The sequence below is a fragment of the Psychrobacter sp. 1U2 genome, assembly GCF_051847575.1.
Genome location: NZ_JBPYDC010000005.1, coordinates 153,885 through 169,619 on the forward strand (window position 1 = coordinate 153,885; position 15,735 = coordinate 169,619).

A 15,735-nucleotide genomic window follows, 5' to 3' on the forward strand; every position below is an offset into this window, starting at 1 on the left:
TCGCATGAATGACCGTGATTACGCTTGCAGCTGTGTCATTATCCAATCCACTAAAGCTAAGACAAATATCAGCCATAGTGGCTCTTCGCTAGGCTCAGTGGGAGCATCTATCTTCTCCCCTGCTTTTAATGGCAATGCCAAAGCTTGCTGCTTTACCGCGCTATCTAACACCGGTAGCACCTCTACTCCTATCTGCTCGCTAAGCTCATCAAGGCTAATCACCTCAATACGCTCAGACTCATCGTTAGGCGCATAATAAACCCCGGCTTGATTGATAGCTGGAATATAAACCGCTTTAAAAAAATGACTCGGTACGAGCACTTTCCTACTTAAGCGCTTTGTCTTTTTATCCGTGAAGGCCACCCCGGTTACGGTATACACTTCGCCGTATTGCTGCGTCAGATAGCGCGTAGCAGATTCGATGTTGCGCCAAATGTAGCGGTTATTGCGCGGCGACTGTGGCGCGATATTAGCAAGACTGAAGCTATCGTACTGCTGCGAGCGCGTGGCCATATCGGCATTGGGCGCAAGGTGTCCTCTATCATAGCCTGAACCTGAATAATCGTCTAATGACGCTCTAGCAGATTCTGGCAGACGGCTCTCTTCATGAAAGCTATCTTCGCGGTCAATCGTTTTGGCTTGATTGAGACGGGCGCGAGTCAGATACTCGGCAGACCATAACGGCGTGCGCGTCACCCCTGAGTACATGACCGCAAAGCCGTCCATACATAGTGCTTGTGTGTTGGCGCTAAGCTTATCATTGATAAATTCAGGATAAACCCCGCCATAAAATGACTCATTACACTGGCTTAAGTCATCAGCATAAGCAGGCGCTATCGCGAGTAGCCCTACCGTTATCATCGCTCCTACGCTGACTATTAGGCTATTTTTGACACGGCTTAGCGCCCTACTATACTTTATTGCAAAACTCATCACGTTATTTTGTACCTTTCGCCGGTGTAATCGATGCTACTGTAATCACTGATGCGCTATCCTAGCAGGCAGCTATTAATAAAGAAAGATAAAGCGCAAACCGTGACAATTCAAATCGTATCCGTTATACTAAGCCGTCTAAAAAAGGTGACGTGGGTGAGTGGCTGAAACCGCACGCCTGGAAAGTGTGTATACGTTCATAGCGTATCGAGGGTTCGAATCCCTCCGTCACCGCCAATCTTATTTAATTCTAGTTTTCCTACGTTGTCCTACTCTTTCCTAAATATCCCTACAAACCTTCATATATAACGCTTCTAGCGTTTTTTTTATACCCAGCGTTTTCCTAATCTATCCGAACATGACCCATCTATCCCATGGCTTGTGTTGGTCTATCTGTTGGTTTATGATTTCATTAGACCATAAAAAGACCAACATTCAAACATTATAATTGAGCTTTAGACCAGCGTCTTCGTTGTATCGCTTGAAGCATAAGGCTTGCATTTATAAGGAATAGACCAACATGTTAAGCGATAGTAAGATCCGCAAGCTTAAACCAAGTGAAAAATGCACGCCTTCGCGTCCTGACAAATATAGCGATCAGTATGGCTTGCAGCTTTTGGTACGTAATACAGGCACAAAGTCGTGGATAAGCGCTTATCGCTTTGATGGTAAGCAAACGCGTATAACCCTTGGCACTTACCCTATTATGTCGCTAGCGGAAGCTAGACAAGCCAATACTGAGATCAAAGCATTACTCGCTGACGGTATAGATCCGAAAAATAAAAAGCGTCAAGATAAGCTTGCAAATATCCACGCACAAAAATTTAATGACTATGCCTTAGATTGGCTCGCTGAGCGTAAGCGTAACGTTAAGCCACGGACTTATCAGCAAGACAATAATCGTATGCATAAAGACGTGTTGCCACACTTTGAAGGCATTGCACTAAAAGATGTGAGTTTCGAGGACTGTAGGTTAATGGCCGATACTATTGAAAAGCGTGTCAATCAAAATGGTGAGCCACCACGTGAAGTGACCAGACGTACCATCGGTTTAGTTGATAATATTTTGAGACGTGCCAAGCGCGAACGTATCATTAAGCAAAACCCAATTGATGATCTCAAAGCGCTCTACCCTAAAGCCAAAAGTCAACACATGAAGCATGTGGACATCAATGAGTTACCTGCTCTACTCCAAGCTATCGAAGGCTATCATGGTCACGATCAAACACGCTTAGCGATGAAATTTTTAGCATACTCATTTTGTCGTACTATTGAGCTGCGTATGATGAAATGGGAGCATATCGACTTTGCTAATCGCTTATGGCGCGTTGATATTGATAACCTTAAAATTGCCCGTAAGCATGTGGTTCCCTTATCTAATCAAATGCTTGCAGTACTAGAAGAGTTAAAAACTATCACGGGTAAATATGAATACGTGTTCTACAACACTGGTATGCATCAACCCTACAGCGCGGAGTTCATCAATAATGCTCTAGATAAAATTGGATATGCTGGTAAACAGACAGGTCATGGCTTTCGTCACATTGCCTCAACCAATTTAAACGAGCTTGGCTATATGGGCGATGCGATTGAAAAGCAGATGGCCCACGATAAGAAAAGTAGCATTCGCGCAGTTTATAACCACGCGCAGCATTTAGAAGAGCGCCGTAAAATCATGCAGGTATGGGCTGACTTTTTAGACCTTCTCAGAGATACAGGTGAGGTGGTAGACTTTCAAACGGCTCGTCAGCAGATTGAGCAGTCACTAGGAAGTAAGCAGCCAAACACATTACAAAATGCTGATAAGCAAGATCTAATTAAAGCGCTATTAGAGCAAGGTATTACAGCCGATGAGCTGCAAAGTTATATCGATAATGATTAGTATAAGTCTTTGCCATTTTTATCTGTATAGTCAATTTCGTAAGACATATTAATCAAATGATCAAGCATGGCTGTCTCTGACAGTCCTTGCACCTGTGCCATCTTCTCTAACCTAGCTTTGGTCTTTTTTGTCAGTGGTAGGTGGTATGGCTTTTTTGTCTTACCTGCATCACGATATTTTTGTTGGCTCCAAGCCCGTTTCATTTTATCGATTATAATTGTTTTACTTAGAGAATGCGTATAGCTTTGTCCTTGCTTTATGTCTATAGCATCCAATGATGCTAATAAACGTAGCTCTCGATTGTTATTACCAACATAATTTTCTACGTCACATCTGTATAGATCCTTTTCCACTAAATAATTACGTACCCAATCTAGATCAGCTTTTTTTAACCATTTAGAGTAATTATCGTTAGCTTCTAAAACATGCCATACCTTTTGAGTAACTTCAACTACGTCTTTTTTAAAGTCTAAATCGGAAATAACATTTTCTCGATTATTTAATCCTTTTATCAGATTATTTAAAATATTATGAACTGTGTCTTTAATATCTTTTTTACGACTTATACCAAAACGGCTTGGCGATATCATATTATTTTCAACCAGATAATTGTAGACAAATATCTGTGCTCTTTCGTTACCTTCTAGCCATTTAAGCTCATATTTTTCTAAATATAGCGTATTGAGATTATCAATAAAGCTAATTACTGTATCTATCTTATCGTCCTTACGTGTTCTCTTTAAAAGTTCTTCCTTGCATTTACTCGCATAGCGGTTTGGATCTTCAGATATATAACGTGATTTATCTCCGCTGTAAAATACACTTAGCAACACAAAATGTGCTTGATCTTCTGACAAGTCATCTATTTTATCTCTTAAAGACTTTCCTCTTAATTCTTCCTTTAACATATATAATCCTTAATTTATCACGCGTGATATTATAGTTATATCCTAGTATTATTAAGATAGTATTAGATTATTATCATAGTGTATAAATGAGTGCTAAAGTACAAGTATTTATTGAGCTAAGATACAAAAATTAGCATATATTTAATATATCTTCGTATTCTCACTAGATCTAACGTTGGTAATAATATCTGTTCATACTGACAGTGCATTAACTTTTCTCTATCAGCTAACTCCATTCACTCAAAAAATATCAATATGACCCAAGATTCCTACAATTGAGGATAATGTAACGCCGATATCTCCGCAGTATTAGTAAGTGCCACTAACCGGTTATTGATATTATTATATAGCGCAGCGTTACCAAACTGACTATCTCCTCACTAACCACCAGTAGTCAGAATAAAAAAATATGATGTAGCTCTACTATGTGCAAGACAAACCACATAGGAGAAATACCATGGAAAACACCAACCTCAATCAAAGTAACTTATTAACTAAAGTTCACCAACTGGTAGTCGATATTATTTCTAATGAATTGATATTTGACCTGATAATATATGAGCTGAACGATTTGTATCATCCGTTCATGTATTACTATGAGAGTGACAATGGATTGATTTACTCGATGCCCATTGAAGCTTTCTTTCGCAGTACGCAATATATCGTTGGTGATCAATATCCAGAAGATGTCATTTGGGATTACGATAAAACACAGCGTCTTATTAAAACACTGTCATACTATAAAAAAGATATTAAGCGTGAACGTAGTGTGTTTAGTTATCAGGAGTCTAAAAATAAGAGGACTCTCGAAAAATATGTACGCCATCTGATTCATCATTACAAAAGACTGCTCTTTGTACGTATCGACCTAAAGTACGCCAAAGAAACAAGCCACCTTGTTAGCATTGAAGATTTTTATCATCACATGAGCAAATTCCGAGATCTTATTGGTAATGAGGAAACGTGCTTTGAAGATTTGCAGGGCTACGCTTGGGCTTTAGAGCATGGTGGCATCGAGGGCGGATTACATTGCTATTTATTACTGATATACGACGGTAATGATAGACAAAATGGTTGGTATATCGCAAAAGAGGTCGGTGAAAAATGGAAGCAGGTCACTCAGGGGTCTGGCACCTATTATAACTACCACAATAAAAAGACTAAGCAGGGGTATGAGCGAAACGGTAAATTAGGTATTGGCATGATTCATCAGGATAACGAACAGGAAGTTAACAACGCTCTTAGAACGTCGTGTTACCTGACGCAACCAAGCAAGTATGACCAAAAATTAAAAGTATGGCTCCCAAACATGAACACCTTTGCACATGGTCAATACCGCACATCCGACCGCCGAGGACTATAACCCATATCAAAATAATCTCAGATATATACTATTACCATGAGAGTACGTACAGCCTGTTTGTGTGTACGTGACTTCAGCCAATAAGGTCTGCTTTTTAGCAGGCCTTTTTTATGCGCAAAATTTAGGAGTATATATGAAAACCCTGTGTCCTAGCTGTCAGTCATCTTTGGTCTACGAGACGACTGATAGTAGTCAAATCAATCTTATCGATCAACTGTTATCCCCTGCGGTATTAGTCAGCCTTGGCGTTAGTCTTTGCAAAACACTTAAAGTACATCCTGCTATAGGTGTGGTTGCAGGAACAACGGTAGCAGCGCTTATTGAGATTACTCAGTCTCATCAAGCGCTGCCAATGCTGGTCAATAAACAATATCGCTGTGATGACTGCTCGCATGTCTTCACCACCTTTCACTCATTCACTTAAACTCAATTTAATCATAATACAAAAGGAAAATTATCATGGCACATTTAATCGAGAGTATGGCATACGTTGGCGACACCCCTTGGCATGGCCTTGGCAGTGAGCTATCCCCTAAGCAGCCGCTTGAGGTCTGGGCGCGTGAGGCAGGTATGGATTGGCGTATTGAGTCGTCAGACGTCAACTTCATGGCTGAGAACGATCGAGGGCATAATCTTATCTTGCCCTTTGCCGAGCAAAAGGTCTTGTATCGCTCAGATACCTTTGATCCGTTATCAGTAGTCAGTCAGCGCTATCAAGAAGTACAACCTGAAGAGATATTAGAGTTCTATCGTGATCTCACTGAGCACTCACACTTTGAGCTTGAGACCGCAGGTGTGCTAAAGGGCGGTCGTAAGCTGTGGGCATTGGCACGTACGGGTCAGTCAGCCAGTCTTAGAGGCGGTGATGTCAGTCACGGCTATTTGCTACTGGCAACGGCTTGTGATGGGACGCTTGCCACTACGGCGCAGTTTACCAATATCCGCGTGGTGTGTAATAACACCCTAGCAGTAAGCTTAGCTGATGGTAGTGGCGGTGTGGTGAAAGTGCCGCATAGCACCTCGTTTGATGCGGACAAGGTCAAGCAGCAATTAGGCGTGTCGGTTAATCAGTGGGATGAGCACATCTATGAGATGAAGCAGTTGTCTGAGCGCCGTGTTACCCAAGCAGAAGCAGCTAATTACTTGAGCCGTGTGTTTAACGATCAAGATAATGACATCATTCTGTTTAACAGCGCTAAGAAAGAAAAAGACGCGGTTCCTAACGCTCGCGCAATGAATAAAGTGATGCAAATGTTTAACGGTCAAGGACGCGGAGCGGATCTCGATGCTGCCAAAGACACCGCTTATGGTCTGCTTTGTAGTATCACTGAGTACGTGGATCATGAACGCCGTGCGATGAACACGGATAATCGCTTAAATTCCGCTTGGTTTGGCGCTGGCGCTAAGCTTAAACAAAAAGGCTTAGAAGAGTCGCTACGTATGCTGGCCTAACTGTCTTATCACCACACATTAAACCACGCTTAAAAGCGTGGTTTTTTTATGCCGTTTACTCAGATCATCAGTTATCAACGATTAATTTAATAAGGAATCTATCATGGAAACTATCGCATTAAACACAACCATTCAGCCAAGTCGTCGTAAGCGTAAAGCGATGCAATCTAAGCAAACAAAGCCGACTGCTACTATTAATGTTAAGACTAACCGGCCTAGCCTTAGTGAAGAGAAACCTAAGCAGACTACATCATCTCAGCCCAAGCGCCTAATCAATACCAAAGACTTAAGCCGTGAAGAGTGGCTTGAAGTGCGCAAGCAAGGCATAGGTAGTAGTGACGCTGCTGCTGCTTGCGGTATTCATCCATATTTATCGATGCTTGAGCTATGGATGATTAAGACCGGACGCATGAGCTCAGACTTAGATGAGAGCATAGAAGGCTATGCGCCACTGTATTGGGGCAATACTTTAGAGCCGATGGTGGCTAAATACTATCAAGAAAAGACAGGAAACAAGGTACGCCGCGTCAATGCCATCTTGCAGCATCCTGACACTGATAATCATTTTATGCTTGCCAATCTCGACTATGCGGTGACAGGTAGCGATGAGGTACAAATACTTGAATGCAAAACTACAGGGGAGCATGGCGCAAAATTATGGCGTGATGGTGTACCGCTATACGTCACCTGCCAAGTGCAGCATCAACTGGCAGTCACTGGTAAAAGTGCTGCCCACATCTGCGTACTGCTATGCGGACACGAAGCGAAGATCTATAAGGTTGAGCGTGATGAGCGTTTGATTGCATCAATTATCGAGCATGAGCGTCTGTTCTGGCAGTACGTGGAGACGGACACACCACCCACGCCTGATCACTCTGAGTCAGCCGCTCGTGCGCTTAAACTGCTTTACCCTGAGCCTAAGCCTACAAGCAAGATAGACTTTAAGAATGATGAGGGCGCAAATAAGCTGTTCGATAAGCTGCTTAGCTATCGCGCGTCAATCGAAGATCTAGAGCAGCGCCACGATCAAATTAAACATCAACTGCAAACCTTAATCAAAGACAATGAAGTGGCAGTCTTTGATAAGGGCGCAATCTCATGGAAGCGCTCGAAAGACAGTGTCGGTTTAGATAGCAAAGCAGTAGTTAAAGCCCATCCTGAGCTGATGGATAAATTTAGTAAAATTCGCCAAGGTAGCAAACGCTTTGTTGTCTTAAGCGACTAAGTTGTCAGTCATTTAACTATTCACGCATCTATTAATCAATCAGAACCAATCAATCGAAGCAAGCATATAAAAGCCCACCCTAATCGGTGGGCTTTTTTTATGTCTCGTTAATTCATTAAACAAACAAGGAATACCACTATGATTAAAGGTCTAACCATAACTCCGCCCGTACTCGGTCGTATCAGCATTGGACGCGTCATCAATAAAGACGGCAAGCGTCTCCCTGCTAAAGACGATCAATTCACTATTACCAGCCAAGTGCAGAATAAAGACGGCTGGGTCAATCATCCACTCGATGCCAAACTGCGTAAAGGGGATGACAGTAAGCTGCGGCAAATACCTGTACGCATGCTGTTTAATGATCCTGACCTAAACCTACGTGCGCAGTACACGCTGTTTGATCGGCAAACAGGTCGCCCGTTATGCGTAGGAGACGGTGAACATTGCCAGCGCCGAACCAACAATGGCGTTGAGCAACTACCTTGACCGTCACCTGATCGCTGCCCCTTAGCGCAAGGCGGTGCTTGTAAGCCTTACGGTCGTCTATACGTTAACCTTAGCGAGGACGATGAACTAGGTACATTTATCTTTCGCACCACAGGCTTTAATAGTATTCGTACGCTTGCGGCAAGGCTGCGTTACTTTGCTGCGGTGTCCGGTAACAAACTGTCATGTCTACCATTGCAGCTCACCTTACGAGGCAAAAGCACGACTCAAAGCTATCGCACGCCGATCTACTTTGTCGATCTTACTTTAAGTGATGGGGTGACGCTTAAAGACGCGGTACAGCAAGCGAAGGCGATTGATCATGAGCTGAGTGAACACGGCTTTGATCAAGGCGCGTTAGAGCAAGCGGCTAAGCAAGGTTACGCCAATTCATGCTTTGAGGTCGATGATGAAGCAAGTGAGCTGATGGAAGAGCTTTATCCAGATGAAGCCGGTCTCACGAGTCAGCCACAAGTTCAGAAACAAAAACAAGTGCCCAATGGCTTAGATACCCACAACGTGACCAGCATTGAGCAAGGACTACGAGAGAGCGTGACGACTGTAAGCTAGCACACCGCAAGTACACGGCATAAAAGGGAGCTGATCTGTCAGCTCCTTTTTTTTATGGGTTTCGCTAACGCTTACGGATGCTATGGGATGGCATAAAAAAATATGGGACTCGGTAAGTATATGAGAGATACCGCTCTCATTCACTTACGAAGGAGATAATCATGGAAAATTTAAACGCAAACACTCAGCAAAATACATCAATGCCAAGCATGCCGCAAATGCCGCGTATGCTACCGCTAAAGCACGTCATACACTATACAGGGCTTAGTAGTACCACCATTTACGACATGCTTGATAAAAGATCAAATCGTTATGACCCTACTTTTCCCATTCAAGTGAAGCTATCAAAGGGGCGCGTAGCATGGGTTGAAAGTGAGGTTACTCAGTGGATTGAGAGTAAAATAGCTGCTCGGTTTCATTAAGCACTATCCAAAAATAAGTCGCTTAATGCGGCTTATTTTTTTGCTTCTTTTTGATTCCGTAGTTTAGTAACATGCCATATATCTTTAATTAGCAATATACAAGAGTTAGATACGGACTTTCACTATGGACTTAAGAAAAGAGATAGCCTTAGATATCGCTACTGCATTATCTAAAAATCTTTCAGAGAAGATTACTAGACAAACTATTCGGTATATGCAAAGTTTCAACACTACACTAGATATGGGCTATCTCAAAAATCTATGGGATGACGTTTGTTATCAACGTCAAAAAGAGGAAGCCCCTTTCTGGAAGTACTACGATGATATGATTTTACAATTTGTCTCATCGCAGCTCGAACAGCTAAGTAAACACGAGATCTATGCTATATGGTTACAGGACATTGATTTATACTTTCAATTAGACGATGTAGACACTGGCGAAGAGCATATACATAAAAGCCAACCTTACTGCGTAGATGATATATCACAATACATCATGAACGAATATATTTACAAAGAGGCAGAGAGCTGGCGGAACGATCGACTTAGACAACTACTAGGCTACTTTTAAAATACTTCAGATAGCTAAACGTAGCTAGGTTTAGCTATTTTTAGCTATTCTTAGCTATTTCTAGCTGTTTGGAAGATGCCAAGACCAACCTTCAGAAACGACTAATCCATCACGGCGCATCTTCTGCAATAAATTACGCACTTTGTTCTTACGCTGTTTATCGTCCAATACTTGCGGCAACTTATTAGTAAGCATTTTATCAAAATCAGCTAGTCTGCCTTGCTCAAATGTTTTGAGGTATTCGATAATTAAGCTTTGATAATGCATGTCATCTAAGCCGCGCATTTGCATATACTCCGCCTGCTGCTCAGTATGCTTAGCAACATCAGCGGCGATAATATAGCTATTTTTGCGCCCTTCAATCAGTGACTTTTTACGTAGCGCGTCGGCTTCTTCTTCAGTGATCGCCTGCCCTTTTTGGACTTTATCAAGCGCTATAATATCATGTAGTGTAAGGTTATCGACTGTCGCTAGCTGCTTGGCGTACTCTTGATCAAGCACTTTACCTGTAAACTTCACGCCTACTCTTTCACGAGTTAAGTCATAATCTGGCAATGGGAAAAAGCGCTTAGACTGAATCTGATACATTTTTTTGATACCGCTACCAATGGTGTCCATCATATTTAGATTAACCATAGCATTGACCAAAAACGGATTGCGGTAACTCGCTTCAGGCGCATCTTGCAGTAAGACATTCTCAATGGTCTTAGGAATAAACGCACCGCTATTTTGAAACAATAGCGTTGAGTCTTCTTTTTCAACTACTATGATACGTCCGCCTAGTCGGTAATCTTGATGACCAATGGCATTACTTAACGCTTCACGAATGATATAAGGATCGTACTGCTGCACTTCTTCAGGAAACAGCGTACCTGACGCCATGTAGCGATAATTGAGATTACGGATCTTGTTATACACCTCATCTAAGACTAACAAAAACGGGGGTTCAAAATGCTCATAGTCTTTTTCAATGCCATCAACGCCCTTTAAAATCCAAGTGATATGCGCTTGCGCTGGACTTAAAAAACTTGTGGATTCATAACGACCTAATAGGATAATCGCTGTGTTAGTAATCTGACCGTGAATGGTGATTTTGGCTTTATTTAAAAAAGTGATGTCGTCCCACTCTTTGACGTCTTCAGCCAACCGCTTGTTTTTATCCGCAAAAACTTGTCTAGCAACCGCAATGGCCTTAGGGTCAAGGTCTTCAAGCGTTGCTTCATGACAAATCTCAGCGCTCCAATCATCGGCTTGATTTTGCCAGAGTTTACGGCTTTGATCGGGATAATGCTTGAGCAGCTTTGTGACGCTACCAATACGAATATAAGGCTCATGTAAAAAGCTGACAGGCGTATCGGTAGCTGCTGGAATCTCGAACAGTACTACCGCTTTACCGTTAATATTTAGCTCATGAATTGCAAAATGAATCTTAGGGCTTAAGCGGCTTACCAGCCAATGCTCTAAGTCTTCGTTACCTTTGGCTTTTTTTGTCCTTGGGTTGAAGCTTGTACCTACGATGTCATGCGTACCGTCCTCGACACCAAACACCAAGTAACCAAATTTCTTACCAGCCAAACATGCGCCATTAGCAAGCGCAGATATCCGCTTGCCTATTTCTTCTGGACTATGAAAGTTATGCTTAAGCTCAAGCCATTCTTGTTCAGTGGGCTGCTGAGTTAGATTTAGGACAAGGCTTTGGTAGTGGTTGGGCATAGTGAGAACGCTAGAGGTAGTTTTATTTCATCTATTATACGCTGTCAGTTGTGCAAAAGCAGTGTATCGTCTGGTTTTGTTTATGCTAAGCTACTTTGCTTGTACCAAACAAACTTCTATAGAAGACGTTGTCACTAACTTAAAGCGCATAAAACAATTTAAGGTCAAATATGAAAATCGACGCAGAGGTCTTTAGCATTAAAAACCTAGATAAATATTATTTTGTAGTGCCAGATTATCAAAGAGAGTACGTCTGGGAAGCAGATAAACATATTTATCAATTCTTAGTTGATATTGACGAAGAATTTGACGCCCACTCTATTGAACAACAAAGCTATTTTCTTGGTTCAATCATTATTGTAAAAAAAGATAGTAAATATGATGTTATTGATGGTCAACAGAGGCTAACGACGATAGTACTCTGTTTATGTGCCATACGTAATATACTAGAATCACTAAGAGATAAAGAGCCATTATCTCGTATGAGTAGCAATATGCTCGACATCACAAAAAACTGGCTATACACATTTGATATGGAAGCAGAGACGACCATGCCACGTCTGGAACTGCAATATGACGATAGTAATGGTTACTTAGATACAATGATTCAAAAGCTTGAATACGAGAATGAAGTTACCAGCTCGATTGATAAGATGAAAAAAGCTTATGATCGGATATTAGAACATTTCAAAAGTTACATCCAACAAGATATTAAGATCTTTGAAAAATATGCTAAGTACTTTTTAACTAGCGTTAATGTAGTAGTGATAGAATCAGATAACCTTGGTAGTGCTTTAAAGATATTTGAAACCATCAATCAGCGTGGTGCTGGCTTAAATGCTATGGACTTAGTAAAGAACCTACTATTTAGTAAAGCTAAGGATCATGACTTTGAAGTTATTAAAACGAAATGGAAACAAATAACTAGCGACCTTCAGAGTTGTGATGAAGGGGATAAACCGCTACGTTTTTTAAGATACTTTATGATTGCTCGTTACCATAATGGTATTATCCGAGAAGATGACTTGTATTCTTGGATCATATCAAAAGAAGGCAAGAGTAAACTGGACTACGAAAACGAGCCTTTAAATTTAGTGAATGAAATGGTTGCCGCAGCTAAACGATATAGCTATCTGGTCCAAGCTACGAACAGCGACACTAACGCAATTGGTGTTAACAAATACCCTAATGTGGTCAATATTGGTTATATCAATAAACAACGCTCACGCCAGCACCTTATTTTATTAATGGCGTTAAACCTGAACTGTGATGACGATGTGATCAATTATCTTGCACAGCAAATAGAGAGCTTCTTATTCTTCGCTAATACGCTTAAAATGCAAACTAAGAACTATGAGCGACGCTTTACTGATTGGGCGATCAAGCTACGCGGGATGCGTAGCGTAGAAGAAATTGTGGAGATTATCGATGAAACCATGATTCCCTATCTAAGAGGCTATCTATCAGACTTTAGATATAGCTTTTTGCAAATAAGACATTATGACTATAACCCGCAATACCGAGAGCGCTATATTCTAGGGTGCTTAGATACTGAATTATGCATTCAAGCAGGACTAAACCCACTTAGTCAAGACAACATACAAAGGCTTCAAATTGAGCATATTCTACCGCAAACGCTGACCAATCTAGAAGCGGATAGTGATTTTACTAATGACGAAGATCGTGAAAAATACACCTATATGCTGGGTAATACCACGCTACTTGAAAGTCAGATCAATCAAGCCATTAATAACTACAATAATCTATCCACTGACTGGTTTGCGATGAAGCAAACAGAGTATATTCATTCTAATTTCGTGCTTACTAAGCTCCTAAACGATCAATATACTATTGGCAAAAATACAGGGCTAAATCGTCTGAAGAGTAAGCTAAACTGTCAGTTTGACGAGTGGACTAAGACGTCTATTAAACAAAGACAACAGATGCTAATGGAGCTATCCTTCGATCATTGGCAGCTTAATGGCAAGCGTTTAGACGAGTATGACAGAGCAAGTACTGTAAATAATATAGAGATATGATTTATTTGAATGCGCAAAAACAAGTCACTTTTAATTAGTGGCTTTTTTATGAATCCAATTTTTAAGATAGCAACTAGTATATTTTACCGTGAGTATGCTCTTTAGGATTATATACCGAGGCTTAGAGAAGCTATGCAGATAAATTCCTGCTAGTTAAAACAATAATATAATTAGCTTTTCTATAAAAAGCGTATCAGCACAATATTTTAACTGATTCACTATTAAGGCGGATGTTAATGGAATTAGAAAAAACGATAGCGTTAAATATCTCCAAAGAGCTCTCTAATAAGCTGTCAAAAAGAATAGCTAGACAGACTATCAGGTGGATGCAAGGTCAAAGTACTACAATAGATCTAGGCTGCCTCGAAAGTCTCTGGGATGATGTTTGTTACCAGCGTCAAGGGGGATCACGTACTTACTCATGGAATAAATACGATTTTGCAGTTGTGGTATATGTCATATCACGGCTTGAAGAGCTCAGTGCATATGAAGCTAATGCAATCTGGTTACAAACTGAAGATGCCTATGGTCATCTAGTCGATATGGAAGACAGCGGTATAAGTATAGATAGCAGTTTCACACCAATGAACTCACCGCCCTATGTAGATGACATAGCAAGATATATCGCCCATAAATATATTTATGAGCAGGCAGCCAGTTGGCGTAACGATAGACTCCGACAAGCTCTTGGATACGATTAAAAAACTGCACTGATCGTATAGATATTCCTAGCTACATTTGGCTGGTTCATTTGCATTCTTCTATATCGTTAATATTTACACACTGCAAGATCTAACTGAAACCTTTCACTATTTGGCTGTATTGAGATTAATAAACTATGCAATTAACTAAACGTGAGCATATAGCGCTTGAAATTTTAAAGTCAAAAGATATCACTGTAAATGAAGCTTATAAGCTTACTAATGACTTTGTTAGCAAATCTATACCTGCATACGAGTACTCTCATGCTGAAGAAGACTGGATTGAGAAAATTTGGCAATGGGCTGATGAGTTTGAAATCTCTGAGAATGAAGTTCCTCGGAATAAAGACCAGCTATTATCGATGACTCGTTTAAGAATTTCAAAAAATTACGATCGTCCTTTTACTGCTATGACTTATTTACATGATTATGTTTGTATGCTGACGAACTTAATGGAAATTCATGTTAGTGGTCATGAGCTAACTGAACTACCTAGTAATATTGGAAATTTGAAAAAATTAAAAACAATAGATGTTGGACATAATCAATTAATAGAGTTGCCTGCTAGCATATGCCAACTGAATGAGTTAATGAATCTTAATGCTGAAAGGAATCAGTTAATCAGCCTACCACATGAACTAGGAAATCTAGTTAAACTAGAAGCGATTGATTTAACAGGTAATCGGCTAAATGAACTGCCACTTAGTATTGGTCAACTAATTAATTTAGAATCAATCTATGTTCGTGAAAATAGTTTAAGTGAACTGCCAGATAGTATAGGTTCATTGGAAAATCTTTCAGAGCTTCGTATTGAAGAAAACTTCTTAAGAACACTACCAGCTAGTATTGGCAACTTAACTAATTTGCAATGGCTTCATATTTACAAAAATCAATTATCTCACTTGCCTGATGAGATTAATCAACTGTTTAATCTAGTAGAGTTACGTATCGATCAAAACCACTTATATAAATTACCAGCTAAAATTGGAAAAATGAGAAGCTTAAGAGTTTTTGATATAGGTTACAACCATATACACGAGCTGCCTCAAGATATCGGACAATTAGAAGGGTTGGAAGAACTATATGTTGCTTGCAACCAAATAGCTGATTTACCCATCAGTTTTTTTCAACTTATTAATCTCCGAAATCTTTCATTATCTAGTAATAAAATTACAAAACTATCTGAAAGTATTAGTAAGCTATGTGAACTTGAAATATTTTATATTCCGGATAACCTGCTTAGTGAAATCCCTGATAGTATCGGCAAATTAATGAATTTAGTAGAGTTTGATATTGGAAAGAATAAAATAACTGAGTTACCTGACTCTATTGGACAGTTGTCAAACTTAATGAGTTTATACCTTGGAGGTAACAGAATAAATAAGCTACCTGATATAGTCAGTCTTTTATAAATAAGATACAATACTTTTAAAACTGAGAGAAAGATATTAATAACGATGACTTATTCTG

Annotated in this window: 13 protein-coding genes, 1 tRNA gene and 1 pseudogene; 12 read left to right on the plus strand and 3 right to left on the minus strand. The window is 40.3% G+C overall.

Annotated features, from left to right (window positions below; all coding sequences use genetic code 11):
* Positions 1 to 18 precede the first annotated feature (18 nt).
* The gene (locus tag ACS8FD_RS04255) at positions 19 to 933 is read right to left on the minus strand and encodes a DNA/RNA non-specific endonuclease (RefSeq protein WP_439274612.1); all 915 of its coding nucleotides are present in this window, start codon (positions 931 to 933) and stop codon (positions 19 to 21) included.
* 146 nt (positions 934 to 1,079) lie between these two features.
* Here ACS8FD_RS04255 and ACS8FD_RS04260 point away from each other — a divergent pair.
* Together ACS8FD_RS04260 and ACS8FD_RS04265 are read left to right on the plus strand one after the other, a co-directional pair.
* Positions 1,080 to 1,170 (plus strand) — tRNA-Ser (locus tag ACS8FD_RS04260).
* A gap of 283 nt (positions 1,171 to 1,453) precedes the next feature.
* Entirely contained in the window at positions 1,454 to 2,815 is a 1,362-nt protein-coding gene (locus ACS8FD_RS04265; protein ID WP_439274613.1) for a tyrosine-type recombinase/integrase, read from the plus strand.
* On the opposite strand, the gene ACS8FD_RS04270 is transcribed toward ACS8FD_RS04265, so the two are convergent.
* Positions 2,812 to 3,723: a hypothetical protein gene (locus ACS8FD_RS04270; RefSeq protein ID WP_439274614.1), complete on the minus strand. Its 912-nt coding sequence runs from the start codon at positions 3,721 to 3,723 to the stop codon at positions 2,812 to 2,814. The two genes, ACS8FD_RS04265 and ACS8FD_RS04270, sit on opposite strands and share 4 nt — an antisense overlap.
* Before the next feature lie 457 nt (positions 3,724 to 4,180).
* On the opposite strand from ACS8FD_RS04270, the gene ACS8FD_RS04275 reads away from it, so the two are divergent.
* The 7 genes and pseudogenes from ACS8FD_RS04275 (at position 4,181) to ACS8FD_RS04305 (ending at position 9,812) form a co-directional block, all read left to right on the plus strand.
* The gene (locus ACS8FD_RS04275; protein WP_439274615.1) at positions 4,181 to 5,086 is read left to right on the plus strand and encodes a YagK/YfjJ domain-containing protein; all 906 of its coding nucleotides are present in this window, start codon (positions 4,181 to 4,183) and stop codon (positions 5,084 to 5,086) included.
* A 133-nt stretch (positions 5,087 to 5,219) separates the two neighbouring features.
* Positions 5,220 to 5,510 (plus strand): hypothetical protein, encoded by a 291-nt coding sequence (locus ACS8FD_RS04280; protein ID WP_439274616.1) that lies wholly within the window; start codon positions 5,220 to 5,222, stop codon positions 5,508 to 5,510.
* A 35-nt stretch (positions 5,511 to 5,545) separates the two neighbouring features.
* Positions 5,546 to 6,538: a DUF932 domain-containing protein gene (locus ACS8FD_RS04285; protein ID WP_439274617.1), complete on the plus strand. Its 993-nt coding sequence runs from the start codon at positions 5,546 to 5,548 to the stop codon at positions 6,536 to 6,538.
* 160 nt (positions 6,539 to 6,698) lie between these two features.
* Positions 6,699 to 7,763, plus strand: a complete 1,065-nt coding sequence (locus tag ACS8FD_RS04290; RefSeq protein ID WP_439274631.1) for a YqaJ viral recombinase family nuclease — start codon at positions 6,699 to 6,701, stop codon at positions 7,761 to 7,763.
* A 138-nt stretch (positions 7,764 to 7,901) separates the two neighbouring features.
* A pseudogene (locus ACS8FD_RS04295) lies at positions 7,902 to 8,819 on the plus strand (recombination directionality factor).
* Positions 8,820 to 8,980: 161 nt separating this feature from the next.
* Positions 8,981 to 9,241 carry a helix-turn-helix transcriptional regulator gene (locus ACS8FD_RS04300; RefSeq protein WP_439274618.1) on the plus strand — a complete coding sequence of 87 codons (261 nt, stop codon included), beginning with the start codon at positions 8,981 to 8,983 and terminating at the stop codon, positions 9,239 to 9,241.
* Positions 9,242 to 9,365: 124 nt separating this feature from the next.
* On the plus strand, positions 9,366 to 9,812 hold the full coding sequence (locus ACS8FD_RS04305; protein WP_439274619.1) for a hypothetical protein: 447 nt from the start codon (positions 9,366 to 9,368) through the stop codon (positions 9,810 to 9,812).
* 60 nt (positions 9,813 to 9,872) lie between these two features.
* Here the strand turns inward: ACS8FD_RS04305 and ACS8FD_RS04310 are convergent, their stop codons facing one another.
* A complete protein-coding gene (locus tag ACS8FD_RS04310) occupies positions 9,873 to 11,525 on the minus strand; it encodes an RNA-binding domain-containing protein (protein ID WP_439274620.1) in 1,653 nt (550 codons plus the stop codon).
* Positions 11,526 to 11,695: 170 nt separating this feature from the next.
* On the opposite strand from ACS8FD_RS04310, the gene ACS8FD_RS04315 reads away from it, so the two are divergent.
* From ACS8FD_RS04315 to ACS8FD_RS04325, 3 genes are all read left to right on the plus strand, one after another.
* A complete protein-coding gene (locus tag ACS8FD_RS04315; protein WP_439274621.1) occupies positions 11,696 to 13,564 on the plus strand; it encodes a DUF262 domain-containing protein in 1,869 nt (622 codons plus the stop codon).
* 236 nt (positions 13,565 to 13,800) lie between these two features.
* Positions 13,801 to 14,265 (plus strand): hypothetical protein, encoded by a 465-nt coding sequence (locus ACS8FD_RS04320; protein WP_439274622.1) that lies wholly within the window; start codon positions 13,801 to 13,803, stop codon positions 14,263 to 14,265.
* 137 nt (positions 14,266 to 14,402) lie between these two features.
* Positions 14,403 to 15,677: a leucine-rich repeat domain-containing protein gene (locus ACS8FD_RS04325; protein ID WP_439274623.1), complete on the plus strand. Its 1,275-nt coding sequence runs from the start codon at positions 14,403 to 14,405 to the stop codon at positions 15,675 to 15,677.
* The last annotated feature ends 58 nt before the right edge of the window (positions 15,678 to 15,735 follow it).

Excerpts from the sequence above, each read along its gene's own strand:
- ACS8FD_RS04280 (WP_439274616.1), top strand. The coding sequence starts at position 5,220 with ATGAAAACCCTGTGTCCTAGCTGTCAGTCATCTTTGGTCTACGAGACG.
- ACS8FD_RS04315 (WP_439274621.1), top strand. The coding sequence starts at position 11,696 with ATGAAAATCGACGCAGAGGTCTTTAGCATTAAAAACCTAGATAAATAT.
- ACS8FD_RS04305 (WP_439274619.1), top strand. The coding sequence starts at position 9,366 with ATGGACTTAAGAAAAGAGATAGCCTTAGATATCGCTACTGCATTATCT.
- ACS8FD_RS04255 (WP_439274612.1), bottom strand. The coding sequence starts at position 933 with ATGAGTTTTGCAATAAAGTATAGTAGGGCGCTAAGCCGTGTCAAAAAT.
- ACS8FD_RS04310 (WP_439274620.1), bottom strand. The coding sequence starts at position 11,525 with ATGCCCAACCACTACCAAAGCCTTGTCCTAAATCTAACTCAGCAGCCC.
- ACS8FD_RS04290 (WP_439274631.1), top strand. The coding sequence starts at position 6,699 with ATGCAATCTAAGCAAACAAAGCCGACTGCTACTATTAATGTTAAGACT.
- ACS8FD_RS04285 (WP_439274617.1), top strand. The coding sequence starts at position 5,546 with ATGGCACATTTAATCGAGAGTATGGCATACGTTGGCGACACCCCTTGG.
- ACS8FD_RS04325 (WP_439274623.1), top strand. The coding sequence starts at position 14,403 with ATGCAATTAACTAAACGTGAGCATATAGCGCTTGAAATTTTAAAGTCA.
- ACS8FD_RS04270 (WP_439274614.1), bottom strand. The coding sequence starts at position 3,723 with ATGTTAAAGGAAGAATTAAGAGGAAAGTCTTTAAGAGATAAAATAGAT.
- ACS8FD_RS04275 (WP_439274615.1), top strand. The coding sequence starts at position 4,181 with ATGGAAAACACCAACCTCAATCAAAGTAACTTATTAACTAAAGTTCAC.
- ACS8FD_RS04320 (WP_439274622.1), top strand. The coding sequence starts at position 13,801 with ATGGAATTAGAAAAAACGATAGCGTTAAATATCTCCAAAGAGCTCTCT.
- ACS8FD_RS04300 (WP_439274618.1), top strand. The coding sequence starts at position 8,981 with ATGGAAAATTTAAACGCAAACACTCAGCAAAATACATCAATGCCAAGC.
- ACS8FD_RS04265 (WP_439274613.1), top strand. The coding sequence starts at position 1,454 with ATGTTAAGCGATAGTAAGATCCGCAAGCTTAAACCAAGTGAAAAATGC.